General features: G+C 51.8%; 38 protein-coding genes. 36 read left to right on the top strand and 2 right to left on the bottom strand.

Annotated elements, in window-relative coordinates; all coding sequences use genetic code 11:
- Positions 1 to 87 precede the first annotated feature (87 nt).
- The 4 genes from kefG to slyD all read left to right on the top strand — a co-directional run bounded on the left by kefG (position 88) and on the right by slyD (position 3,343).
- Positions 88 to 639: a glutathione-regulated potassium-efflux system ancillary protein KefG gene (gene kefG / locus EnteroDNA1_RS12150; RefSeq protein WP_014885493.1), complete on the top strand. Its 552-nt coding sequence runs from the start codon at positions 88 to 90 to the stop codon at positions 637 to 639.
- A complete protein-coding gene (kefB, locus tag EnteroDNA1_RS12145; RefSeq protein WP_047059788.1) occupies positions 639 to 2,444 on the top strand; it encodes a glutathione-regulated potassium-efflux system protein KefB in 1,806 nt (601 codons plus the stop codon). The genes kefG and kefB overlap by 1 nt, the downstream gene beginning before the upstream one ends.
- 13 nt (positions 2,445 to 2,457) lie before the next feature.
- Entirely contained in the window at positions 2,458 to 2,658 is a 201-nt protein-coding gene (locus tag EnteroDNA1_RS12140) for a YheV family putative zinc ribbon protein (protein ID WP_033146793.1), read from the top strand.
- A 94-nt stretch (positions 2,659 to 2,752) separates the two neighbouring features.
- Positions 2,753 to 3,343, top strand: a complete 591-nt coding sequence (gene slyD, locus EnteroDNA1_RS12135; protein ID WP_014833521.1) for a peptidylprolyl isomerase — start codon at positions 2,753 to 2,755, stop codon at positions 3,341 to 3,343.
- A gap of 54 nt (positions 3,344 to 3,397) precedes the next feature.
- Here the strand turns inward: slyD and EnteroDNA1_RS12130 are convergent, their stop codons facing one another.
- Positions 3,398 to 3,616 (bottom strand): protein SlyX, encoded by a 219-nt coding sequence (locus EnteroDNA1_RS12130; RefSeq protein WP_023309461.1) that lies wholly within the window; start codon positions 3,614 to 3,616, stop codon positions 3,398 to 3,400.
- 238 nt (positions 3,617 to 3,854) lie between these two features.
- Here EnteroDNA1_RS12130 and fkpA point away from each other — a divergent pair, with 238 nt between their 5' ends.
- From fkpA to bfr, 11 genes are all read left to right on the top strand, one after another.
- Entirely contained in the window at positions 3,855 to 4,673 is an 819-nt protein-coding gene (gene fkpA, locus EnteroDNA1_RS12125) for an FKBP-type peptidyl-prolyl cis-trans isomerase (RefSeq protein WP_023309460.1), read from the top strand.
- A gap of 166 nt (positions 4,674 to 4,839) precedes the next feature.
- Positions 4,840 to 5,562 carry a helix-turn-helix transcriptional regulator gene (locus tag EnteroDNA1_RS12120; RefSeq protein WP_014171909.1) on the top strand — a complete coding sequence of 241 codons (723 nt, stop codon included), beginning with the start codon at positions 4,840 to 4,842 and terminating at the stop codon, positions 5,560 to 5,562.
- Positions 5,562 to 5,948, top strand: coding sequence for a sulfurtransferase complex subunit TusD (gene tusD, locus EnteroDNA1_RS12115; protein WP_069303360.1), 387 nt, complete (start codon positions 5,562 to 5,564; stop codon positions 5,946 to 5,948). Before EnteroDNA1_RS12120 ends, tusD begins: the two co-directional genes overlap by 1 nt.
- A complete protein-coding gene (gene tusC, locus EnteroDNA1_RS12110; RefSeq protein WP_033146791.1) occupies positions 5,948 to 6,307 on the top strand; it encodes a sulfurtransferase complex subunit TusC in 360 nt (119 codons plus the stop codon). The genes tusD and tusC overlap by 1 nt, the downstream gene beginning before the upstream one ends.
- Positions 6,308 to 6,314: 7 nt before the next feature.
- The gene (tusB, locus tag EnteroDNA1_RS12105; protein WP_033146790.1) at positions 6,315 to 6,602 is read left to right on the top strand and encodes a sulfurtransferase complex subunit TusB; all 288 of its coding nucleotides are present in this window, start codon (positions 6,315 to 6,317) and stop codon (positions 6,600 to 6,602) included.
- A gap of 124 nt (positions 6,603 to 6,726) precedes the next feature.
- Positions 6,727 to 7,101 carry a 30S ribosomal protein S12 gene (gene rpsL / locus EnteroDNA1_RS12100; RefSeq protein WP_000246815.1) on the top strand — a complete coding sequence of 125 codons (375 nt, stop codon included), beginning with the start codon at positions 6,727 to 6,729 and terminating at the stop codon, positions 7,099 to 7,101.
- Between the two features lie 96 nt (positions 7,102 to 7,197).
- Positions 7,198 to 7,668: a 30S ribosomal protein S7 gene (gene rpsG, locus EnteroDNA1_RS12095; RefSeq protein ID WP_004106370.1), complete on the top strand. Its 471-nt coding sequence runs from the start codon at positions 7,198 to 7,200 to the stop codon at positions 7,666 to 7,668.
- A 96-nt stretch (positions 7,669 to 7,764) separates the two neighbouring features.
- Positions 7,765 to 9,879: an elongation factor G gene (gene fusA / locus EnteroDNA1_RS12090; RefSeq protein WP_033146789.1), complete on the top strand. Its 2,115-nt coding sequence runs from the start codon at positions 7,765 to 7,767 to the stop codon at positions 9,877 to 9,879.
- Between the two features lie 69 nt (positions 9,880 to 9,948).
- Positions 9,949 to 11,133, top strand: a complete 1,185-nt coding sequence (gene tuf, locus EnteroDNA1_RS12085; protein ID WP_014068448.1) for an elongation factor Tu — start codon at positions 9,949 to 9,951, stop codon at positions 11,131 to 11,133.
- A gap of 180 nt (positions 11,134 to 11,313) precedes the next feature.
- Positions 11,314 to 11,508 (top strand): bacterioferritin-associated ferredoxin, encoded by a 195-nt coding sequence (gene bfd, locus EnteroDNA1_RS12080; RefSeq protein WP_008503493.1) that lies wholly within the window; start codon positions 11,314 to 11,316, stop codon positions 11,506 to 11,508.
- 72 nt (positions 11,509 to 11,580) lie between these two features.
- Complete coding sequence (bfr, locus tag EnteroDNA1_RS12075; protein ID WP_008503492.1) at positions 11,581 to 12,057, top strand: bacterioferritin; 477 nt, start codon at positions 11,581 to 11,583, stop codon at positions 12,055 to 12,057.
- Here the strand turns inward: bfr and EnteroDNA1_RS12070 are convergent.
- Complete coding sequence (locus tag EnteroDNA1_RS12070) at positions 12,041 to 12,514, bottom strand: prepilin peptidase (RefSeq protein ID WP_064673113.1); 474 nt, start codon at positions 12,512 to 12,514, stop codon at positions 12,041 to 12,043. The genes bfr and EnteroDNA1_RS12070 overlap by 17 nt on opposite strands.
- 380 nt (positions 12,515 to 12,894) lie before the next feature.
- On the opposite strand from EnteroDNA1_RS12070, the gene rpsJ reads away from it, so the two are divergent.
- The 21 genes from rpsJ (at position 12,895) to rplO (ending at position 22,059) form a co-directional block, all read left to right on the top strand.
- Positions 12,895 to 13,206 (top strand): 30S ribosomal protein S10, encoded by a 312-nt coding sequence (gene rpsJ / locus EnteroDNA1_RS12065; RefSeq protein WP_001181005.1) that lies wholly within the window; start codon positions 12,895 to 12,897, stop codon positions 13,204 to 13,206.
- A 32-nt stretch (positions 13,207 to 13,238) separates the two neighbouring features.
- On the top strand, positions 13,239 to 13,868 hold the full coding sequence (gene rplC, locus EnteroDNA1_RS12060; protein ID WP_006178923.1) for a 50S ribosomal protein L3: 630 nt from the start codon (positions 13,239 to 13,241) through the stop codon (positions 13,866 to 13,868).
- 10 nt (positions 13,869 to 13,878) lie between these two features.
- Positions 13,879 to 14,484, top strand: coding sequence for a 50S ribosomal protein L4 (gene rplD, locus EnteroDNA1_RS12055; protein WP_000424395.1), 606 nt, complete (start codon positions 13,879 to 13,881; stop codon positions 14,482 to 14,484).
- Entirely contained in the window at positions 14,481 to 14,783 is a 303-nt protein-coding gene (gene rplW, locus EnteroDNA1_RS12050) for a 50S ribosomal protein L23 (protein WP_000617546.1), read from the top strand. The genes rplD and rplW overlap by 4 nt, the downstream gene beginning before the upstream one ends.
- 17 nt (positions 14,784 to 14,800) lie before the next feature.
- Positions 14,801 to 15,622 carry a 50S ribosomal protein L2 gene (rplB, locus tag EnteroDNA1_RS12045; protein ID WP_000301859.1) on the top strand — a complete coding sequence of 274 codons (822 nt, stop codon included), beginning with the start codon at positions 14,801 to 14,803 and terminating at the stop codon, positions 15,620 to 15,622.
- 16 nt (positions 15,623 to 15,638) lie between these two features.
- Positions 15,639 to 15,917 (top strand): 30S ribosomal protein S19, encoded by a 279-nt coding sequence (gene rpsS / locus EnteroDNA1_RS12040; protein ID WP_001138117.1) that lies wholly within the window; start codon positions 15,639 to 15,641, stop codon positions 15,915 to 15,917.
- 14 nt (positions 15,918 to 15,931) lie between these two features.
- Positions 15,932 to 16,264: a 50S ribosomal protein L22 gene (rplV, locus tag EnteroDNA1_RS12035; RefSeq protein ID WP_002919773.1), complete on the top strand. Its 333-nt coding sequence runs from the start codon at positions 15,932 to 15,934 to the stop codon at positions 16,262 to 16,264.
- Positions 16,265 to 16,281: 17 nt separating this feature from the next.
- Positions 16,282 to 16,983, top strand: a complete 702-nt coding sequence (gene rpsC, locus EnteroDNA1_RS12030) for a 30S ribosomal protein S3 (protein WP_000529945.1) — start codon at positions 16,282 to 16,284, stop codon at positions 16,981 to 16,983.
- Positions 16,984 to 16,995: 12 nt separating this feature from the next.
- A complete protein-coding gene (gene rplP, locus EnteroDNA1_RS12025; RefSeq protein WP_002919759.1) occupies positions 16,996 to 17,406 on the top strand; it encodes a 50S ribosomal protein L16 in 411 nt (136 codons plus the stop codon).
- Positions 17,406 to 17,597 (top strand): 50S ribosomal protein L29, encoded by a 192-nt coding sequence (rpmC, locus tag EnteroDNA1_RS12020; RefSeq protein WP_003863282.1) that lies wholly within the window; start codon positions 17,406 to 17,408, stop codon positions 17,595 to 17,597. The genes rplP and rpmC overlap by 1 nt, the downstream gene beginning before the upstream one ends.
- The gene (gene rpsQ / locus EnteroDNA1_RS12015) at positions 17,597 to 17,851 is read left to right on the top strand and encodes a 30S ribosomal protein S17 (RefSeq protein WP_008503489.1); all 255 of its coding nucleotides are present in this window, start codon (positions 17,597 to 17,599) and stop codon (positions 17,849 to 17,851) included. The genes rpmC and rpsQ overlap by 1 nt, the downstream gene beginning before the upstream one ends.
- A gap of 166 nt (positions 17,852 to 18,017) precedes the next feature.
- Positions 18,018 to 18,389 (top strand): 50S ribosomal protein L14, encoded by a 372-nt coding sequence (rplN, locus tag EnteroDNA1_RS12010; RefSeq protein WP_002919748.1) that lies wholly within the window; start codon positions 18,018 to 18,020, stop codon positions 18,387 to 18,389.
- 10 nt (positions 18,390 to 18,399) lie between these two features.
- Positions 18,400 to 18,714: a 50S ribosomal protein L24 gene (rplX, locus tag EnteroDNA1_RS12005; protein ID WP_003863287.1), complete on the top strand. Its 315-nt coding sequence runs from the start codon at positions 18,400 to 18,402 to the stop codon at positions 18,712 to 18,714.
- Positions 18,715 to 18,728: 14 nt separating this feature from the next.
- On the top strand, positions 18,729 to 19,268 hold the full coding sequence (gene rplE / locus EnteroDNA1_RS12000) for a 50S ribosomal protein L5 (protein WP_001096206.1): 540 nt from the start codon (positions 18,729 to 18,731) through the stop codon (positions 19,266 to 19,268).
- 14 nt (positions 19,269 to 19,282) lie between these two features.
- Complete coding sequence (gene rpsN, locus EnteroDNA1_RS11995) at positions 19,283 to 19,588, top strand: 30S ribosomal protein S14 (RefSeq protein ID WP_003863291.1); 306 nt, start codon at positions 19,283 to 19,285, stop codon at positions 19,586 to 19,588.
- 30 nt (positions 19,589 to 19,618) lie between these two features.
- Positions 19,619 to 20,011 carry a 30S ribosomal protein S8 gene (rpsH, locus tag EnteroDNA1_RS11990; RefSeq protein WP_006178918.1) on the top strand — a complete coding sequence of 131 codons (393 nt, stop codon included), beginning with the start codon at positions 19,619 to 19,621 and terminating at the stop codon, positions 20,009 to 20,011.
- Positions 20,012 to 20,023: 12 nt separating this feature from the next.
- Positions 20,024 to 20,557 (top strand): 50S ribosomal protein L6, encoded by a 534-nt coding sequence (rplF, locus tag EnteroDNA1_RS11985; RefSeq protein WP_003863296.1) that lies wholly within the window; start codon positions 20,024 to 20,026, stop codon positions 20,555 to 20,557.
- Between the two features lie 9 nt (positions 20,558 to 20,566).
- Entirely contained in the window at positions 20,567 to 20,920 is a 354-nt protein-coding gene (gene rplR, locus EnteroDNA1_RS11980; protein ID WP_003863297.1) for a 50S ribosomal protein L18, read from the top strand.
- 14 nt (positions 20,921 to 20,934) lie between these two features.
- Entirely contained in the window at positions 20,935 to 21,435 is a 501-nt protein-coding gene (rpsE, locus tag EnteroDNA1_RS11975; protein ID WP_003863299.1) for a 30S ribosomal protein S5, read from the top strand.
- A gap of 6 nt (positions 21,436 to 21,441) precedes the next feature.
- Positions 21,442 to 21,621, top strand: coding sequence for a 50S ribosomal protein L30 (gene rpmD, locus EnteroDNA1_RS11970; RefSeq protein WP_003863301.1), 180 nt, complete (start codon positions 21,442 to 21,444; stop codon positions 21,619 to 21,621).
- A 3-nt stretch (positions 21,622 to 21,624) separates the two neighbouring features.
- On the top strand, positions 21,625 to 22,059 hold the full coding sequence (rplO, locus tag EnteroDNA1_RS11965; protein ID WP_003863304.1) for a 50S ribosomal protein L15: 435 nt from the start codon (positions 21,625 to 21,627) through the stop codon (positions 22,057 to 22,059).
- Position 22,060: the final 1 nt, after the last annotated feature.

Genomic DNA, 22,060 nt, shown 5'->3' with positions numbered 1-22,060 from the left:
GTGTGGGCCATTTTCCGCACCGGGCCGCCATGGTAGCCCAAAACAGCGACGATACACAAAAACAGAAACAAGACCGGGAGGGGAATGATGTCTCAGACAGCAAAAGTGCTGCTGCTGTATGCCCATCCGGAATCTCAGGACTCGGTGGCAAACCGGGTGCTGCTTAAGCCGGCCACACAGCTTAGTAACGTAACGGTGCACGATCTCTACGCGCACTATCCTGATTTCTTTATTGATATCCCTTACGAGCAGGAGCTGCTGCGTCAGCATGACGTGATTGTGTTCCAGCATCCGCTTTATACCTATAGCTGTCCGGCGCTGCTGAAAGAGTGGCTGGACCGCGTGCTGAGCCGGGGCTTCTCCAGCGGGGTGGGGGGCAACCAGCTGGCGGGAAAGTACTGGCGTAGCGTGATTACGACCGGTGAACCCGAAAGCGCTTACCGTCACGACGGGCTGAACCGCTATCCGATGAGCGACATCCTGCGGCCTTTCGAGCTGACGGCGGCCATGTGCCGTATGCACTGGATGAGCCCGATTATTGTCTACTGGGCGCGGCGTCAGGATCCGAAAGAGCTGGCAAGCCACGCCAGAGCCTACGGTGAATGGCTGGCGTCACCTATCCCGGCAGGAGGTCGTTAATGGAAGGATCGAATTTACTCCTCGCCGGGGTGCTGTTTTTATTTGCGGCCGTCGTCGCGGTGCCGCTTGCAGCCCGTATTGGTATCGGTGCGGTGCTGGGGTATCTGCTGGCGGGGATCGCGATTGGGCCATGGGGGCTGGGATTCATCAGCGATGTCGATGAGATCCTCCATTTCTCCGAGCTGGGCGTGGTGTTCCTGATGTTCATCATCGGCCTGGAGCTGAATCCTTCGAAATTGTGGCAGCTCCGGCGCTCTATCTTTGGTGTGGGCGCCGCGCAGGTGTTGTTCAGCGCCGCGATCCTGGGTGGCCTGTTAATGCTGACAAACTTTTCATGGCAGGCGGCGGTGATTGGCGGGATAGGGCTTGCGATGTCGTCGACGGCGATGGCGCTGCAGCTGATGCGCGACAAAGGGATGAATCGCAACGAAGCCGGTCAGCTGGGCTTTTCGGTGCTGCTGTTCCAGGATTTGGCGGTGATCCCGGCGCTGGCGCTGGTGCCGCTGCTGGCGGGGTCCGGGGACGATCACTTCGACTGGGCTAAAATCGCCATGAAGGTGCTGGCCTTCGCGGGCATGCTCATCGGCGGTCGTTTCCTGCTACGTCCCGTGTTCCGCTTTATAGCCGCGTCGGGCGTTCGCGAGGTGTTTACCGCCGCGACGCTGCTGCTGGTGCTGGGATCGGCGTTGTTTATGGACGCGCTGGGGCTGTCGATGGCGCTCGGGACCTTTATCGCCGGGGTGCTGCTGGCGGAGAGCGAGTATCGGCACGAGCTGGAAATTGCCATCGATCCCTTCAAAGGGCTGCTGTTAGGCCTGTTCTTTATTTCGGTGGGGATGGCGCTCAACCTCGGTGTGCTCTATACCCATCTGCTGTGGGTAGTAGTGAGCGTCGCCATCCTGGTGGCGGTGAAGATGCTGGTGCTGTACGTCATGTCACGTATCTACGGGCTGCGCAGTTCGGAACGCATGCAGTTTGCCAGCGTGTTGAGCCAGGGAGGCGAGTTCGCGTTTGTGCTGTTCTCCACCGCATCTTCCCAGAAGCTGTTTAAAGACGATCAGATGGCGCTTTTGCTGGTGACGGTCACGCTGTCTATGATGACCACGCCGCTGCTGATGAAGCTGGTGGATAAACTGCTGTCGCGCCGCCTGAACCCAAATGACGATGAAGACGAAGCGCCGTGGGTGGAAGACGATAAGCCGCAGGTGATTGTGGTGGGCTTTGGCCGTTTTGGACAGGTGATTGGACGCCTGCTGATGGCGAACAAAATGCGCATTACGGTACTGGAGCGGGATATCAGCGCGGTCAACCTGATGCGTAAATATGGCTACAAGGTTTACTACGGCGATGCGACCCAGCTCGAGCTGCTGCGCTCGGCGGGGGCGGAAGCGGCAGAGTCCATCGTGATTACCTGTAACGATCCGGAAGACACGATGAAGCTGGTGGATCTGTGCCAGCAGCATTTCCCGCATCTGCATATTCTGGCGCGTGCGCGGGGACGTGTTGAAGCTCACGAATTGTTGCAGGCGGGTGTGAAACACTTCTCCCGTGAGACGTTCTCCAGTGCGCTGGAGCTGGGTCGTAAGGCGCTGATCTCGCTCGGCATGCATCCGCATCAGGCGCAGCGCGCCCAGATGCACTTCCGCCGGCTGGATATGCGGATGTTGCGCGAGCTGATGCCGGTACATACCGATACGGCGCAGATATCCCGCGTGCGGGAAGCGCGTCGCGAGCTGGAGGAGATCTTCCAGCGAGAGATGCAACAGGAACGACGCCAGCTTGATGGCTGGGATGAATTTGAATAAAGGGTAACGAAAGATGGCTGTACGTAAACGCTTTATCGCGGGTGCAAAATGCCCGACCTGTCAGGCGCAAGATACCCTGGCGATGTGGCGGGAAAATAATGTTGATGTTGTTGAGTGTGTTAAGTGCGGTCACCAGATGCGTGAGGCCGATAAAGAGGCCCGCGATCACGTTCGCAAAGAAGAGCAAGTTATCGGGATTTTTCATCCGGACTAGCGATATGCCCTGAGTTTTTTTAAGCTAAAGGGTACACGGGTGCAGATTTCCGCTACAATCTGCGCCAGCAATTTTCCCACGCTCAGGAGATATCATGAAAGTAGCAAAAGACCTGGTGGTCAGCCTGGCCTATCAGGTACGTACAGAAGACGGTGTGTTGGTTGATGAGTCTCCGGTGAGTGCGCCGCTTGACTACCTGCATGGTCACGGTTCCCTGATTTCTGGCCTGGAAAACGCGCTGGAAGGTCATGAAGTTGGCGACAAATTTGACGTTGCTGTAGGCGCGAACGACGCTTACGGTCAGTATGACGACAACCTGGTTCAGCGCGTTCCTAAAGACGTGTTCATGGGCGTTGACGAACTGCAGGTTGGCATGCGCTTCCTGGCTGAAACTGACCAGGGCCCGGTTCCTGTTGAAATCACCGAAGTGGAAGATGACCACGTCGTGGTTGACGGTAACCACATGCTGGCTGGCCAGAACCTGAAGTTCAACGTAGAAGTTGTTGCGATCCGTGAAGCGACCGAAGAAGAGCTGGCTCATGGCCACGTTCACGGTGCGCACGGTCACGACCATGACCACGATCACGGCCACGACGGCTGCTGCGGTGGTCACGGCCACGATCACGACCATGGTCACGACCACGGTAAAGGTGGTTGCGGTAACGGCGGCTGCGGTTGCCACTAATTCCGTCATGCGGAAAATAAAAAAGCGGGATAATAATCCCGCTTTTTTTACGCCTCAATAATGAGGAGGTGGCGTCTCTTCTGACTGAGAGGCAATGTTTGACGGCTGTGTAGCCTTCAGCTTTTCCGTCAGCAGGCGCATATGATCCCGCAGTTTTGCCATTTCGAGCTCATGTGCGGTCACGGTCTGGTTTAGCTCTTCGATGGTGATGTCCTGAAAAGCCAGGCGGCTTTCCAGCTCAGCCATTCTCGCTTCTATTGCTGTATCCTTCATCATTCACCTCGTTTATTTCAGATTCGCCATAATGGCCCTGCGGCGGCGCAGTTTAACTGAGTTTATCCTTAAGTACAGTCCGCATCCCCTTGGCAGGAAACTTATTTAAACAAAAATAGTCTGAAAAGTGGCGAGAATTGGAAGTGTCTGTCTGTAGATTTCTTCCGCAACGTTTTATAGTACGTAACTCATTTACGTTTAACGCTGGGGTGAGAGTCCCCAGGCCCTGGAGATATGGATGAAATCACTGTTTAAAGTAACGCTGCTGGCGACGACGATGGCTGTTGCGCTGAACGCGCCGCTGTCATTCGCTGCTGATACTGCTGCGAAGCCTGCTGCCACTGCAGACAGCAAAGCGGCGTTCAAAAATGACGACCAGAAATCCGCCTACGCACTGGGCGCATCTCTGGGTCGCTACATGGAAAACTCTCTGAAAGAACAAGAGAAACTGGGCATCAAACTGGATAAAGCTCAGCTGATCGCGGGCGTTCAGGACGCATTTGCAGATAAGAGCAAGCTGTCTGACCAGGAAATTGAACAGACTCTGCAGGCGTTCGAAGCGCGCGTGAAGGGTGCCGCGCAGACCAAGATGGACGCGGACGCTAAAGACAACGAAGCGAAAGGCAAAGCCTACCGCGATACCTTTGCCAAAGAGAAAGGTGTGAAAACCTCTTCTACCGGCCTGGTGTACAAAGTTGAGAAAGAAGGCACCGGCGATGCGCCTAAAGACAGCGATACCGTTGTTGTGAACTACAAAGGTACGCTGATCGACGGTAAAGAGTTCGATAACTCTTACACCCGCGGTGAGCCGCTCTCTTTCCGTCTGGATGGTGTGATCCCTGGCTGGACTGAAGGCCTGAAAAACATCAAGAAAGGCGGCAAGATCAAGATGGTTATCCCACCGGATCTGGCCTATGGCAAAACCGGCGTTCCGGGTATCCCTGCTAACTCTACGCTGGTCTTTGACGTAGAGCTGCTGGATATCAAACCGGCACCGAAAGCGGATGCGAAAGCAGACGCACCGGCTGACGATAAAGCCGCTGCTGCTAAGAAGTAATGTTTAAAAAAACCGCCGCCTTTCAGGCGGCGGTTTTTTTATTGTGGGGCAGATATAATTAACACTGGAAAGCGCTACGCACGCTGTATTAATTTAGTTGTCCGTGTAGATAATGAGCCTGCCCTGAAAACCTAACGACAGGCTCCTGAAAAGGAGTGTTTTTTTCATGTCCAGGTCGCTTTTAACCAACGAAACCAGTGAACTTGATTTGCTGGATCAACGTCCTTTCGATCAGACCGACTTCGATATTCTGAAATCCTACGAAGCGGTAGTGGACGGGTTAGCGATGCTCATTGGCTCCCACTGCGAAATCGTATTGCACTCCCTGCAAGATCTGAAGTGTTCCGCCATCCGCATTGCGAATGGTGAACATACTGGCCGTAAAATTGGTTCGCCAATTACCGACCTTGCATTGCGTATGCTGCATGACATGACCGGCGCGGACAGCAGCGTCTCCAAATGCTATTTCACCCGCGCCAAAAGCGGCGTGCTGATGAAATCAGAAACCATCGCGATTCGAAACCGCGAGCATCGTGTTATTGGGCTGCTGTGCATCAACATGAACCTTGATGTGCCATTCTCGCAAATCATGAGCACCTTTATTCCACCAGAAACGCCGGACGTTGGCTCTTCTGTTAACTTTGCCTCCTCCGTTGAAGATCTGGTGACCCAGACGCTTGAGTTTACGATTGAAGAGGTGAATGCCGATCGCAACGTCTCGAACAACGCCAAGAATCGCCAGATCGTGCTCAATCTCTACGAAAAAGGGATTTTTGATATTAAAGACGCCATCAACCAGGTGGCCGATCGTCTGAACATCTCCAAGCACACGGTCTACCTCTATATTCGCCAGTTCAAAAGCGGCGATTTCCAGGGACAAGACAAGTAATGCGTTTTGCGTTAATGGTGACAGGCCCGGCGTACGGCACTCAGCAGGCCAGCAGCGCGCTGCAGTTTGCGCATGCGCTACTGGCGGCCGGACATGAGCTGTCGAGCGTCTTCTTCTATCGGGAAGGGGTGTATAACGCGAATCAGTTTACGTCACCGGCGAGCGACGAGTTCGATCTGGTGCGCGCCTGGCAGGCATTAAACGAAAAGCAGGGCGTAGAATTGCACATCTGCGTGGCGGCGGCACTGCGCCGCGGGGTAACCGATGCAACCGAAGCCGCACGTCTTGGTTTATCGGGTTCTAACCTGCAGCCCGGCTTTTCGTTGAGTGGCCTGGGTGCACTGGCACAGGCGGCATTAACCTGCGACAGAGTGGTGCAATTCTGATGAAGCGTGTCGCGTTTGTTTTTTCCTCCGCACCGCACGGCAATGCGTCCGGCAGAGAAGGGCTGGATGCGCTGCTCGCGACCTCAGCACTGACCGAAGATATCGGTGTCTTCTTTTTGGGCGACGGCGTATTTCAGCTTCTGGCGGGGCAGCAGCCTCAGGCCATTCTGGCGCGTGATTACATCGCGACGTTCAAAGTGTTACCGCTTTACGATATCGAAACCTTCTATGTCTGTGCCGACTCCCTGGCTGCGCGCGGCCTAAACGAGGCAACGCCTTTCGTGCTGGATGTGACAGTCCTGTCTTCTGCTGCATTGCGCGAACACCTTTCCCACTACGACACCGTTCTGACTTTCTGAGGCTGACATGCTCCATACTCTGAGCCATTCACCGTGGCAATGTGATATCGACGCGTTACTGAGTATGCTGCGCGAAGGTGATGATCTGCTGCTGATTCAGGATGGCGTGCTTGCCGCACTGGACGGCAGTCGTTTCGTTGAAATTCTCACGAATGCCCCCATAACAGTCTCTGCGCTGAAGGACGATCTGGATGCGCGGGGTCTTTCTGGTCAAATTTCAGCCAAAATTGACGTGGTTGGCTATACTGATTTCGTCAATCTTACTGTGACGCACGCCAGTCAAATGAACTGGTGATTTGAGATCGCTGTATATTTCTTGACACCTTTTCGACGTAGCCCTAAAATTTCGCGTCCTCATATTGTATGAGGTCGTTTTATTACGTGTTTACGAAGCAAAAGCTAAAACCAGGAGCTATTTAATGGCAACAGTTAACCAGCTGGTACGCAAACCACGCGCACGCAAAGTTGCAAAGAGCAACGTGCCTGCGCTGGAAGCCTGCCCGCAGAAACGTGGCGTATGTACTCGTGTATATACCACCACTCCTAAAAAACCAAACTCCGCACTGCGTAAAGTATGCCGTGTGCGTTTGACTAACGGTTTCGAAGTGACTTCCTACATCGGTGGTGAAGGTCACAACCTGCAGGAGCACTCCGTGATCCTGATCCGTGGCGGTCGTGTTAAAGACCTTCCGGGTGTTCGTTACCACACCGTTCGTGGTGCGCTCGACTGCTCAGGTGTTAAAGACCGTAAGCAGGCTCGCTCCAAGTACGGCGTGAAGCGTCCTAAGGCTTAATGGTTCTCCGTTAAGTAAGGCCAAACTGATTTATCTTAATGTCAAACTAAACTCTTTGAGTTTTGGACAATCCTGAATTAACAACGGAGTATTCCCATGCCACGTCGTCGCGTTATTGGTCAGCGTAAAATTCTTCCAGATCCGAAATTCGGATCAGAACTGCTGGCAAAATTTGTAAATATCCTGATGGTAGATGGTAAAAAATCTACTGCAGAAGCAATCGTATACAGCGCGCTTGAGACCCTGGCTCAGCGTTCTGGTAAAAATGAACTGGAAGCTTTCGAAGTCGCTCTCGACAACGTTCGCCCAACCGTAGAAGTTAAGTCCCGCCGCGTTGGTGGTTCTACTTATCAGGTTCCAGTTGAAGTTCGTCCGGTTCGTCGTAATGCTCTGGCAATGCGTTGGATCGTTGAAGCTGCTCGTAAACGCGGTGATAAATCCATGGCTCTGCGTCTGGCGAACGAACTTTCTGATGCTGCAGACAACAAAGGTACTGCAGTTAAGAAACGTGAAGACGTTCACCGTATGGCAGAAGCCAACAAGGCGTTCGCACACTACCGTTGGTAATCCCTTCGGAGTATTAGTCACCAGGCGGGCGCTTCAGAGAAGCCGCCCGCTCTGGGTAACTTAACTGAACGCCTAAAGATATAAACGAGGAATCAAATGGCTCGTACAACACCCATCGCACGCTACCGTAACATCGGTATCAGTGCGCACATCGACGCCGGTAAAACCACTACTACCGAACGTATTCTGTTCTACACCGGTGTAAACCATAAAATCGGTGAAGTTCATGACGGCGCAGCCACCATGGACTGGATGGAACAGGAGCAGGAGCGTGGTATCACTATCACCTCCGCAGCGACTACTGCATTCTGGTCAGGTATGGCTAAGCAGTACGAACCGCATCGCGTAAACATCATCGACACCCCAGGGCACGTTGACTTCACCATCGAAGTAGAACGTTCCATGCGTGTTCTTGACGGCGCGGTAATGGTTTATTGCGCAGTTGGTGGTGTTCAGCCACAGTCTGAAACCGTATGGCGTCAGGCGAACAAATATAAAGTTCCACGCATCGCGTTCGTTAACAAAATGGACCGTATGGGTGCTAACTTCCTGAAAGTTGTTGGCCAGATCAAAACCCGTCTGGGCGCGAACCCTGTTCCGCTGCAGCTGGCAATTGGTGCTGAAGAAGGCTTCACCGGCGTTATCGACCTGGTGAAAATGAAAGCCATCAACTGGAACGATGCAGACCAGGGCGTTACCTTCGAATACGAAGATATCCCAGCTGCAATGCAGGACCTGGCTGACGAATGGCACCAGAACCTGATCGAATCCGCTGCTGAAGCTTCTGAAGAGCTGATGGAGAAATACCTGGGTGGTGAAGAACTGACTGAAGAAGAGATCAAAAAAGCTCTGCGTCAGCGCGTTCTGAACAACGAAATCATCCTGGTAACCTGTGGTTCTGCGTTCAAGAACAAAGGTGTTCAGGCGATGCTGGATGCGGTAGTTGACTACCTGCCATCCCCAGTTGACGTTCCTGCGATCAACGGCATCCTGGACGACGGTAAAGATACTCCGGCTGAGCGTCACGCAAGCGACGAAGAGCCATTCTCTGCACTGGCGTTCAAAATTGCTACCGACCCATTCGTGGGTAACCTGACCTTCTTCCGCGTTTACTCTGGTGTGGTTAACTCCGGTGACACCATCCTGAACTCCGTGAAAGCGGCGCGTGAACGTTTTGGCCGTATCGTACAGATGCACGCTAACAAACGTGAAGAGATCAAAGAAGTTCGTGCGGGCGACATCGCTGCAGCTATCGGTCTGAAAGACGTGACCACTGGTGACACCCTGTGTGACCCGGATCACCCGATCATTCTGGAGCGTATGGAATTCCCTGAGCCGGTAATCTCCATCGCAGTTGAACCAAAAACCAAAGCTGACCAGGAAAAAATGGGTCTGGCTCTGGGCCGTCTGGCGAAAGAAGACCCATCATTCCGCGTATGGACTGATGAAGAATCTAACCAGACCATCATCGCTGGTATGGGTGAACTGCACCTGGACATCATCGTTGACCGTATGAAGCGTGAATTCAACGTTGAAGCGAACGTGGGTAAACCTCAGGTTGCTTACCGCGAAGCGATTCGCGCGAAAGTTACCGATGTTGAAGGTAAACACGCTAAGCAGTCTGGTGGTCGCGGTCAGTACGGTCACGTTGTGATCGACATGTACCCACTGGAGCCGGGCTCTAACCCGAAAGGTTACGAGTTCATCAACGACATCAAAGGTGGTGTAATTCCTGGCGAATACATCCCAGCCGTTGATAAAGGCATCCAGGAACAGCTGAAAGCGGGCCCTCTGGCTGGCTATCCGGTTGTTGACATGGGTGTTCGTCTGCACTTCGGTTCTTACCACGACGTTGACTCCTCTGAACTGGCGTTTAAACTGGCTGCGTCTATTGCCTTTAAAGAAGGCTTTAAGAAAGCAAAACCAGTTCTGCTTGAGCCAATCATGAAGGTTGAAGTAGAAACTCCTGAAGAGAACACCGGTGACGTTATCGGTGACTTGAGCCGTCGTCGCGGTATGCTGCGTGGTCAGGAATCCGAAGTAACTGGCGTTAAGATCCACGCTGAAGTTCCGCTGTCTGAAATGTTCGGATATGCAACTCAGCTGCGTTCTCTGACCAAAGGTCGTGCATCATACACCATGGAATTCCTGAAGTATGATGATGCGCCTAACAACGTTGCTCAGGCCGTTATTGAAGCCCGTGGTAAGTAATCCACAGGATTAAAACCTAAGTCCCGTGCTCTCTCCACAGGGGAGAGCACTATAGTAAGGAATATAGCCGTGTCTAAAGAAAAATTTGAACGTACAAAACCGCACGTCAACGTTGGTACTATCGGCCACGTTGACCATGGTAAAACTACCCTGACTGCTGCAATCACTACCGTTCTGGCTAAAACCTACGGTGGTTCTGCTCGTGCATTCGACCAGATCGATAACGCACCAGAAGAAAAAGCTCGTGGTATCACCATCAACACTTCCCACGTTGAATATGACACCCCGACTCGCCACTACGCACACGTAGACTGCCCAGGCCACGCCGACTATGTTAAAAACATGATCACCGGTGCTGCGCAGATGGACGGCGCGATCCTGGTTGTTGCTGCGACTGACGGCCCAATGCCTCAGACTCGTGAGCACATCCTGCTGGGTCGTCAGGTAGGCGTTCCTTTCATCATCGTGTTCCTGAACAAATGCGACATGGTTGATGACGAAGAGCTGCTGGAACTGGTAGAGATGGAAGTTCGTGAACTGCTGTCTCAGTACGATTTCCCGGGCGACGATACTCCAATCGTTCGTGGTTCTGCTCTGAAAGCGCTGGAAGGCGAAGCTGAGTGGGAAGCGAAAATCATCGAACTGGCTGGCTTCCTGGATTCTTACATCCCAGAACCAGAGCGTGCGATTGACAAGCCATTCCTGCTGCCAATCGAAGACGTATTCTCCATCTCCGGTCGTGGTACCGTTGTTACCGGTCGTGTAGAGCGCGGTATCATCAAAGTTGGTGAAGAAGTTGAAATCGTTGGTATCAAAGAGACTGCGAAGTCTACCTGTACTGGCGTTGAAATGTTCCGCAAACTGCTGGACGAAGGCCGTGCTGGTGAGAACGTTGGTGTTCTGCTGCGTGGTATCAAACGTGAAGAAATCGAACGTGGTCAGGTTCTGGCGAAGCCAGGCTCAATCAAGCCACACACCAAGTTCGAATCTGAAGTGTACATCCTGTCTAAAGACGAAGGCGGCCGTCATACTCCGTTCTTCAAAGGCTACCGTCCACAGTTCTACTTCCGTACAACTGACGTGACCGGTACCATCGAACTGCCAGAAGGCGTTGAGATGGTAATGCCAGGCGACAACATCAAGATGGTTGTGACTCTGATCCACCCAATCGCGATGGACGACGGTCTGCGTTTCGCAATCCGTGAAGGCGGCCGTACCGTTGGCGCGGGCGTTGTTGCTAAAGTTCTGGGCTAATTAATTATCCCCGAATAAAAAAAAGGACGCTTCGGCGTCCTTTTTTGTTTTCTGCCGCTCAGTTACTGTCACAAAATTTCGCATTTTTTGCCTGCTCCCGCCCCGTATTGTGGCGTTTGTGCTATTGTAATCATAACCATTCTCACTTACACTTTGCGCATAATTTGAACGGGAGTCTCTATGTACGTTTGTTTATGTAATGGTGTAAGCGACAAGAAAATACGTCAGGCCGTTCGCCAGTTTCAGCCTCAGTCATTTCAGCAACTACGCAAATTTGTTCCGGTGGGAAATCAATGCGGTAAATGTGTACGTGCTGCGCGAGAGATCATGCAGGACGAATTGATGCAGATCCCGGAATACAAAGAGATCGCGTAAGCGCCCATCTTTTTTTTGACATCCCTGTAGCCCGATCTACGCTTCAATGAGTGGAAGCGGAGGGACTATATAATGAAAGGTGATGTTAAAATCATAAGTTATCTCAATAAATTATTGGGAAATGAGCTTGTCGCAATTAACCAGTACTTTCTTCACGCGAGAATGTTCAAAAACTGGGGGCTTAAACGTCTGAACGACGTTGAGTACCATGAATCGATCGATGAAATGAAGCACGCTGATAAATATATCGAGCGTATTTTATTCCTTGAAGGCATTCCAAACCTGCAGGATCTTGGAAAGCTGGGCATCGGAGAAGATGTCGAAGAGATGCTGCGTTCCGACCTCAGGCTGGAACTTGAAGGCGCCAAAGATCTCCGTGAAGCCATTGCCTATGCCGACAGCGTACATGACTACGTTAGTCGCGATATGATGATCCAGATCCTGGCCGATGAAGAAGGTCATATTGATTGGCTGGAAACGGAGCTGGATCTGATTGCTAAAATCGGTCTGCAGAACTACCTTCAGTCGCAGATTAAAGTGGAAGAGTAACCACCGTCTTCCAGCCTACGCATAAACCCGCTGCTGCCAGAAATGGCCCAAAAGGCAGTGGGTTTTTTAATGCTCCCTTATCGCCGGTGAGTAACGAAAACACAAGAATGCTAAGTAGCGCCATAAGCGCAGCGAGTAACGCCAGCGTAGGCAGCATGCACCAGCCATGCCACGCACCAAGCGCCGCCAGGTATTTTACATCGCCGTATCCCATCCCTTCACGCCGGCAGATAAACCGATATCCCCAGTAAATAACGGCAAAGCCGACATATCCAGCCATCGCTCCCACCACTGCACTTGGCAGAAAATCAGGTTGGACGCAGAGCTGAAAGAGCAGGCCCGCCCAGAGCAGCGGGCAGAGAAACTTATCCGGAAGCAGTCCGTAGCGAATATCTGCACGGACGAGAAAGGCAGTCAGCGAAAAATAGACCAGCAAAAAGGGGAGGGTGGTTAACATGGAAAAGGCCTCAAAGGGGTTTGAGCGCATCCTCGCTATAATCGGCCTGGGCGGCAATCTATAAAAACGACACTTGCGTAGGGGCTCGAGACAAAGCCTTGAGAAGGGATACATTGCGTAAAAAGTTGCGCGCCCTTACGCATACTGCGCCTCTGGCGCTTAATTTCTAAACGGCACTTGCGTCTTGTCCAGATTTACGTATAATGCGCGGGCTTGTCGTAATTGACGGCGGGTTCAATCAGAACCAGAGTAGCTCATTTTGTTACTCAACAATGCTCCCAATTGGGGAGCTACGTAAGAACGGTTACACTCTCCCATCAATCGTAATGGGTTTGAGGAGTAATCATTTTCGTTTATAAAATAATTGGAGCTCTGGTCTCATGCAGAACCAAAGAATCCGTATCCGCCTTAAAGCGTTTGATCATCGTCTGATCGATCAATCAACCGCGGAAATCGTCGAGACTGCTAAGCGCACTGGTGCGCAAGTCCGTGGTCCGATCCCGCTGCCGACCCGCAAAGAGCGCTTCACCGTTCTGATCTCTCCGCACGTCAACAAAGACGCGCGCGATCAGTACGAAATCCGCACTCACAAGCGTCTGGTTGACATCGTTGAGCCAACTGAGAAAACCGTTGATGCTCTGATGCGTCTGGATCTGGCTGCCGGTGTAGACGTGCAGATCAGCCTGGGTTAATCAGGTCATCGAGCGATTGAGAGGTTGATACAATGATTGGTTTAGTCGGTAAAAAAGTGGGCATGACCCGCATCTTCACTGAAGATGGCGTTTCAATCCCAGTAACCGTAATCGAAGTTGAAGCAAACCGCGTTACCCAGGTTAAAGATCTGGCTAACGATGGCTACCGCGCTGTTCAGGTGACCACTGGTGCTAAAAAAGCTAACCGTGTAACCAAACCAGAAGCGGGTCACTTCGCTAAAGCTGGCGTAGAAGCTGGCCGTGGTCTGTGGGAATTCCGTCTTGCTGAAGGCGAAGAGTTCACCGTAGGTCAGGACATTAGCGTTGAGCTGTTTGCTGACGTTAAAAAAGTTGACGTAACCGGTACCTCTAAAGGTAAAGGTTTTGCTGGTACCGTTAAGCGCTGGAACTTCCGTACCCAGGACGCTACCCACGGTAACTCCTTGTCTCACCGCGTTCCGGGTTCTATCGGTCAGAACCAGACTCCGGGCAAAGTGTTCAAAGGCAAGAAAATGGCAGGTCAGCTGGGTAACGAACGTGTGACCGTTCAGAGCCTGGACGTAGTACGTGTTGACGCTGAGCGCAACCTGCTGCTGGTTAAAGGTGCAGTTCCGGGTGCAACCGGTAGCGACCTGATCGTTAAACCAGCTGTGAAGGCGTAAGGGGATAGCAATGGAATTAGTATTGAAAGACGCGCAGAGCGCGCTGACTGTTTCCGAAACTACCTTCGGTCGTGATTTCAACGAAGCGCTGGTTCACCAGGTTGTTGTTGCTTATGCAGCTGGTGCTCGTCAGGGTACTCGTGCTCAGAAGACTCGTGCTGAAGTAACTGGTTCTGGCAAAAAGCCATGGCGCCAGAAAGGTACCGGCCGTGCGCGTTCAGGTTCTATCAAGAGCCCGATCTGGCGTTCAGGTGGCGTGACCTTCGCTGCGCGTCCACAGGACCACAGTCAAAAAGTTAACAAAAAGATGTACCGCGGCGCGCTGAAAAGCATCCTGTCCGAACTGGTACGTCAGGATCGTCTGATCGTTGTCGAGAAGTTCTCTGTTGAAGCGCCTAAAACTAAGCTGCTGGCACAGAAACTGAAAGACATGGCTCTGGAAGATGTGCTGATCATCACCGGTGAGCTGGACGAGAACCTGTTCCTGGCCGCACGTAACCTGCACAAGGTTGACGTACGCGATGCGACTGGTATCGACCCGGTTAGCCTGATCGCCTTCGACAAAGTCGTAATGACTGCTGATGCTGTTAAGCAAGTTGAGGAGATGCTGGCATGATTCGTGAAGAACGTCTGCTGAAGGTGCTTCGCGCACCGCACGTTTCTGAAAAAGCGTCTACTGCGATGGAAAAAACAAACACCATCGTTCTCAAAGTTGCTAAAGACGCGACCAAAGCAGAGATCAAAGCTGCTGTGCAGAAACTGTTTGAAGTCGAAGTCGAAGTCGTTAACACCCTGGTAGTTAAAGGGAAAGTTAAACGTCACGGACAGCGTATCGGTCGTCGTAGCGACTGGAAAAAAGCTTACGTCACCCTGAAAGAAGGCCAGAATCTGGACTTCGTTGGCGGCGCTGAGTAAGTCGGAGGAGTAATACAATGGCAGTTGTTAAATGTAAACCGACATCTCCGGGTCGTCGCCACGTAGTTAAAGTGGTTAACCCTGAGCTGCACAAGGGCAAACCTTTTGCTCCGTTGCTGGAAAAAAACAGCAAATCCGGTGGTCGTAACAACAATGGCCGTATCACCACTCGTCACATCGGTGGTGGCCACAAGCAGGCTTATCGTATTGTTGACTTCAAACGCAACAAAGACGGTATCCCAGCAGTTGTTGAACGTCTTGAGTACGATCCGAACCGTTCCGCGAACATCGCGCTGGTTCTGTACAAAGACGGCGAACGCCGTTACATCCTGGCCCCTAAAGGCCTGAAAGCTGGCGACCAGATTCAGTCTGGCGTTGATGCTGCAATCAAAGCAGGCAACACCCTGCCGATGCGCAATATCCCGGTTGGTTCTACCGTTCATAACGTAGAAATGAAACCAGGTAAAGGCGGTCAGCTGGCACGTTCCGCTGGTACTTACGTTCAGATCGTTGCTCGTGATGGTGCTTATGTCACCCTGCGCCTGCGTTCTGGTGAAATGCGTAAAGTCGAAGCAGACTGCCGCGCTACTCTGGGCGAAGTTGGCAATGCTGAGCATATGCTGCGCGTTCTGGGTAAAGCAGGTGCTGCACGCTGGCGTGGTGTTCGTCCTACCGTTCGCGGTACTGCGATGAACCCAGTCGACCACCCACATGGTGGTGGTGAAGGTCGTAACTTTGGTAAGCACCCGGTAACTCCGTGGGGCGTTCAGACCAAAGGTAAGAAGACCCGCAGCAACAAGCGTACTGATAAATTTATCGTACGTCGCCGTAGCAAATAATTTTAGAGGATAAGCCATGCCACGTTCTCTCAAGAAAGGTCCTTTTATTGACCTGCACTTGCTGAAGAAGGTAGAGAAAGCGGTGGAAAGCGGAGACAAGAAGCCCCTGCGCACTTGGTCCCGTCGTTCAACGATCTTTCCTAACATGATCGGTTTGACCATCGCTGTCCATAATGGTCGTCAGCACGTTCCAGTCTTTGTTACCGACGAAATGGTTGGTCACAAACTGGGTGAATTCGCACCGACTCGTACTTATCGCGGCCACGCTGCTGATAAAAAAGCGAAGAAGAAATAAGGTAGGAGGAAGAGATGGAAACTTTAGCTCAACATCGCCATGCTCGTTCTTCTGCTCAGAAGGTTCGCCTTGTTGCTGACCTGATTCGCGGTAAGAAAGTGTCGCAGGCCCTGGACATCCTGACCTATACCAACAAGAAAGCTGCGGTATTGGTCAAGAAAGTACTGGAATCTGCCATTGCTAACGCTGAACACAACGATGGCGCTGACATCGACGATCTGAAAGTCGCGAAAATTTTCGTAGATGAAGGCCCAAGCATGAAGCGCATTATGCCGCGTGCGAAAGGTCGTGCAGATCGCATCCTGAAGCGCACCAGCCACATTACTGTGGTTGTGTCCGATCGCTGAGACTCTGGAGACTAGCAATGGGTCAGAAAGTACATCCTAATGGTATTCGCCTGGGTATTGTAAAACCATGGAACTCTACCTGGTTTGCGAACACCAAAGAATTCGCTGACAACCTGGACAGCGATTTTAAAGTACGTCAGTACCTGACTAAGGAACTGGCTAAAGCGTCTGTATCTCGTATCGTTATCGAGCGTCCAGCGAAGAGCATCCGTGTGACTATTCACACTGCTCGTCCTGGCATCGTTATCGGTAAGAAAGGCGAAGACGTAGAAAAACTGCGCAAGGTCGTAGCGGATATCGCTGGCGTTCCTGCACAGATCAATATCGCTGAAGTTCGTAAGCCTGAACTGGACGCTAAATTGGTTGCTGACAGCATCACTTCACAGCTGGAACGTCGTGTTATGTTCCGTCGTGCTATGAAGCGTGCTGTACAGAACGCAATGCGTCTGGGCGCTAAAGGTATTAAAGTTGAAGTTAGCGGCCGTCTGGGCGGCGCGGAAATCGCACGTACCGAATGGTACCGTGAAGGTCGCGTACCGCTGCACACTCTGCGTGCTGACATCGACTACAACACCTCTGAAGCGCACACCACTTACGGTGTAATCGGCGTTAAGGTATGGATCTTCAAAGGTGAGATCCTGGGTGGTATGGCTGCTGTTGAACAACCGGAAAAACCGGCTGCTCAACCTAAAAAGCAGCAGCGTAAAGGCCGTAAATAAGGAGCGTCGCTGATGTTACAACCAAAGCGTACAAAATTCCGTAAAGTGCACAAAGGCCGCAACCGTGGTCTGGCGCAGGGTACGGATGTTAGCTTCGGCACTTTCGGTCTGAAAGCTGTTGGCCGTGGTCGTCTGACTGCACGTCAGATCGAAGCAGCACGTCGTGCAATGACCCGTGCAGTTAAGCGTCAAGGTAAGATCTGGATCCGTGTATTCCCGGACAAACCGATCACCGAGAAGCCACTGGAAGTTCGTATGGGTAAAGGTAAAGGTAACGTGGAGTACTGGGTTGCCTTGATCCAACCGGGCAAAGTCCTTTATGAAATGGACGGTGTTCCGGAAGAGCTGGCCCGTGAAGCCTTCGGCCTGGCAGCAGCGAAACTGCCTATCAAAACCACCTTTGTAACTAAGACGGTGATGTAATGAAAGCAAAAGAGCTGCGTGAAAAAAGCGTTGAAGAGCTGAACGCTGAGCTGCTGAACCTGCTGCGTGAGCAGTTCAACCTGCGTATGCAGGCTGCAAGTGGCCAGCTGCAACAGACTCACCTGCTGAAGCAAGTGCGTCGCAATGTTGCACGCGTTAAGACTTTACTGACTCAGAAGGCGGGTGCGTAATGACCGATAAAATCCGTACTCTGCAAGGTCGTGTTGTTAGCGACAAAATGGAGAAATCCATTGTTGTAGCTATCGAACGTATTGTGAAACACCCGATCTACGGTAAATTCATCAAGCGTACGACCAAACTGCACGTACATGACGAGAACAACGAATGTGGTATCGGCGACAAGGTTGAAATCCGTGAATGCCGTCCACTGTCCAAGACTAAGTCCTGGACGCTAGTTCGCGTTGTAGAGAAAGCGGTTCTGTAATACAGTACGCCTTCTCAATACGAATAAACGGCTCAGCGATGAGCCGTTTATTTTTTCTACCCATATTGCAGAAGCGGTGTTATAATGCCGCGCCCTCGATATGGGGCTTTTTAACGGCTCTGATTTTAGAGTCTCAGGTAGTAGTTGACATTAGCGGAGCACTAAAATGATCCAAGAACAGACTATGCTGAACGTCGCCGACAACTCCGGTGCACGTCGCGTAATGTGTATCAAGGTTCTGGGTGGCTCGCACCGTCGCTACGCAGGCGTAGGCGACATCATCAAGATCACCATCAAGGAAGCAATTCCACGTGGTAAGGTCAAAAAAGGTGATGTGCTGAAGGCGGTAGTGGTGCGCACCAAGAAGGGTGTTCGTCGCCCTGACGGTTCTGTCATTCGCTTCGATGGTAATGCATGCGTTATTTTAAACAATAACAGCGAGCAGCCTATCGGCACGCGTATCTTTGGGCCGGTAACTCGTGAACTTCGTACTGAGAAGTTCATGAAAATTATCTCTCTGGCACCAGAAGTACTCTAAGGAGCGAATCATGGCAGCGAAAATCCGTCGTGATGACGAAGTTATCGTGTTAACCGGTAAAGATAAAGGTAAACGCGGTAAAGTAAAAAATGTTCTGTCTTCCGGCAAACTTGTCGTTGAAGGTATCAACCTGGTTAAGAAACATCAGAAGCCGGTTCCGGCCCTGAACCAACCAGGTGGCATCGTTGAAAAAGAAGCTGCTATTCAGGTTTCTAACGTTGCAATCTTCAATGCGGCTACCGGCAAGGCTGACCGTGTAGGCTTTAGATTCGAAGACGGCAAAAAAGTCCGTTTCTTCAAGTCTAACAGCGAAACTATCAAGTAATTTGGAGTAGTACGATGGCGAAACTGCATGATTACTACAAAGACGAAGTAGTTAACAAACTCATGACTGAGTTTAACTACAATTCTGTCATGCAAGTCCCTCGGGTCGAGAAGATCACCCTGAACATGGGTGTTGGTGAAGCGATCGCTGACAAGAAACTGCTGGATAACGCAGCAGCTGACCTGACAGCAATCTCCGGTCAAAAACCGCTGATCACCAAAGCACGCAAATCTGTTGCAGGCTTCAAAATCCGTCAGGGCTATCCGATCGGCTGTAAAGTAACTCTGCGTGGCGAACGCATGTGGGAGTTCTTTGAGCGCCTGATCACTATTGCTGTTCCACGTATCCGTGACTTCCGTGGCTTGTCCGCTAAGTCTTTCGACGGTCGTGGTAACTACAGCATGGGTGTCCGTGAGCAGATCATCTTCCCAGAAATCGACTACGATAAAGTCGACCGCGTGCGTGGTTTGGATATTACCATTACCACTACTGCGAAATCTGACGAAGAAGGCCGTGCTCTGCTGGCTGCCTTTGACTTCCCGTTCCGCAAGTAAGGTAGGGTTACTGAATGGCTAAGCAATCAATGAAAGCACGCGAAGTAAAGCGCGTAGCTTTAGCTGATAAATTCTTCGCTAAACGCGCTGAACTGAAAGCGATCATTTCTGATGTGAACGCTTCCGACGAAGATCGTTGGAATGCGGTTCTCAAGCTGCAGTCTCTGCCGCGTGATTCCAGCCCGTCTCGTCAGCGTAACCGCTGTCGTCAAACAGGTCGTCCACATGGTTATGTGGGCAAGTTTGGGTTGAGCCGTATCAAACTGCGTGAAGCCGCCATGCGCGGTGAAGTGCCAGGCTTGAAAAAGGCTAGCTGGTAATTACCAATTGAATCACGGGAGTAAAGACAGATGAGCATGCAAGATCCGATCGCGGATATGCTGACCCGTATCCGTAACGGTCAGGCCGCGAACAAAGTTGCGGTCACCATGCCTTCCGCCAAGCTGAAAGTGGCAATTGCCAACGTGCTGAAGGAAGAAGGTTTTATCGAAGATTTTAAAGTTGAAGGCGACACCAAGCCGGAACTGGAACTTACTCTTAAGTATTTCCAGGGTAAAGCTGTTGTAGAAAGCATTCAGCGTGTCAGCCGCCCAGGCCTGCGCATCTATAAGAAAAAAGATGAGCTGCCAAAAGTTATGGCTGGTCTTGGTATCGCAGTTGTTTCTACCTCTAAAGGTGTTATGACTGATCGTGCAGCGCGCCAGGCTGGTCTTGGTGGCGAAATTATCTGCTACGTAGCCTAATCGGAGGAAAGAATGTCTCGTGTTGCTAAAGCACCGGTCGTTATTCCTGCCGGCGTTGATGTAAAAATCGACGGTCAGGTTATTACGATCAAAGGTAAAAACGGCGAGCTGACTCGTACCCTCAACAAAGCTGTTGAAGTTAAACATGCAGATAACGCTCTGACCTTCGGTCCACGTGATGGTTTCGTGGATGGATGGGCTCAGGCTGGTACCGCGCGTGCCCTGCTGAACTCAATGGTTGTTGGTGTTACCGAAGGCTTCACTAAAAAGCTTCAGCTGGTTGGTGTAGGTTATCGTGCAGCTATCAAAGGGAATGCAGTAGGCCTGTCTCTGGGCTTCTCACACCCTGTTGAGCATCCGCTGCCGGCCGGTATCACTGCAGAATGTCCGACTCAAACTGAAATCGTGCTGAAAGGCGCTGATAAACAGCTGATCGGTCAGGTTGCAGCAGATCTGCGCGCCTACCGTCGTCCTGAGCCTTACAAAGGCAAGGGTGTTCGTTACGCCGACGAAGTCGTGCGTACCAAAGAGGCTAAGAAGAAGTAAGGTAACACTATGGATAAGAAATCTGCTCGTATCCGTCGTGCGACCCGCGCACGCCGCAAGCTCAAAGAGCTGGGTGCAACTCGCCTGGTGGTACATCGTACCCCGCGTCATATTTACGCACAGGTAATTGCACCGAACGGTTCTGAAGTTCTGGTAGCTGCTTCTACTGTAGAAAAAGCTATCTCAGAACAATTGAAGTACACCGGTAACAAAGACGCCGCTGCAGCTGTAGGTAAAGCTGTTGCTGAACGCGCTCTGGAAAAAGGCATCAGCAATGTTTCCTTTGACCGTTCCGGGTTCCAATATCATGGTCGTGTCCAGGCACTGGCAGATGCTGCCCGTGAAGCTGGCCTTCAGTTCTAAGGTAGAGGTGTAAGATGGCTCACATCGAAAAACAGGCTGGCGAACTGCAGGAAAAGCTGATCGCGGTAAACCGCGTATCTAAAACCGTTAAAGGTGGTCGTATTTTCTCCTTCACAGCTCTGACTGTAGTAGGCGATGGTAACGGTCGCGTTGGTTTTGGTTACGGTAAAGCGCGTGAAGTTCCAGCAGCGATCCAGAAAGCGATGGAAAAAGCCCGTCGCAATATGATTAACGTCGCGCTGAACAACGGTACCCTGCAACACCCAGTTAAAGGTGTTCACACGGGTTCTCGTGTATTCATGCAGCCAGCTTCAGAAGGTACCGGTATCATCGCCGGTGGTGCAATGCGCGCCGTTCTGGAAGTTGCTGGGGTTCATAACGTTCTGGCCAAAGCATATGGTTCCACCAACCCGATCAACGTGGTTCGTGCAACTATTGATGGCCTGGAAAATATGAATTCTCCAGAAATGGTCGCTGCCAAGCGTGGTAAATCCGTTGAAGAAATTCTGGGGTAATTGACCATGGCAAAGACTATTAAAATCACTCAAACCCGCAGTGCAATCGGTCGTCTGCCGAAACACAAGGCAACGCTGCTTGGCCTGGGTCTGCGTCGTATTGGTCATACCGTTGAGCGCGAGGATACTCCCGCTGTTCGTGGTATGGTCAACGCGGTTTACTTCATGGTTAAAGTTGAGGAGTAAGAGATGCGTTTAAATACTCTGTCTCCGGCCGAAGGCTCTAAAAAGGCGGGTAAACGCCTGGGTCGTGGTATCGGTTCTGGCCTCGGCAAAACCGGTGGTCGTGGTCACAAAGGTCAGAACTCTCGTTCTGGCGGTGGCGTACGTCGCGGTTTCGAGGGTGGCCAGATGCCACTGTACCGTCGTCTGCCGAAGTTCGGCTTCACCTCTCGCAAAGCAGCGATCACAGCGGAAATCCGTCTGTCTGACCTGGCGAAAGTTGAAGGCGGCGTTGTAGACCTGAACACGCTGAAAGCAGCAAACATTATCGGTATCCAGATCGAGTTCGCGAAAGTGATCCTGGCTGGTGAAGTTTCTACTCCGGTAACTGTTCGTGGCCTGCGTGTTACTAAAGGTGCTCGTGCTGCTATCGAAGCTGCTGGCGGTAAAATTGAGGAATAAG

It is taken from the genome of Enterobacter sp. HK169 (genome assembly GCF_001719105.1).
In the GTDB taxonomy this organism is placed as follows: Bacteria; Pseudomonadota; Gammaproteobacteria; order Enterobacterales; family Enterobacteriaceae; genus Enterobacter; species Enterobacter asburiae_B.
Note: the sequence above shows the minus strand (reverse complement) of the source record. Positions and strands in the feature narration are given on the sequence as shown.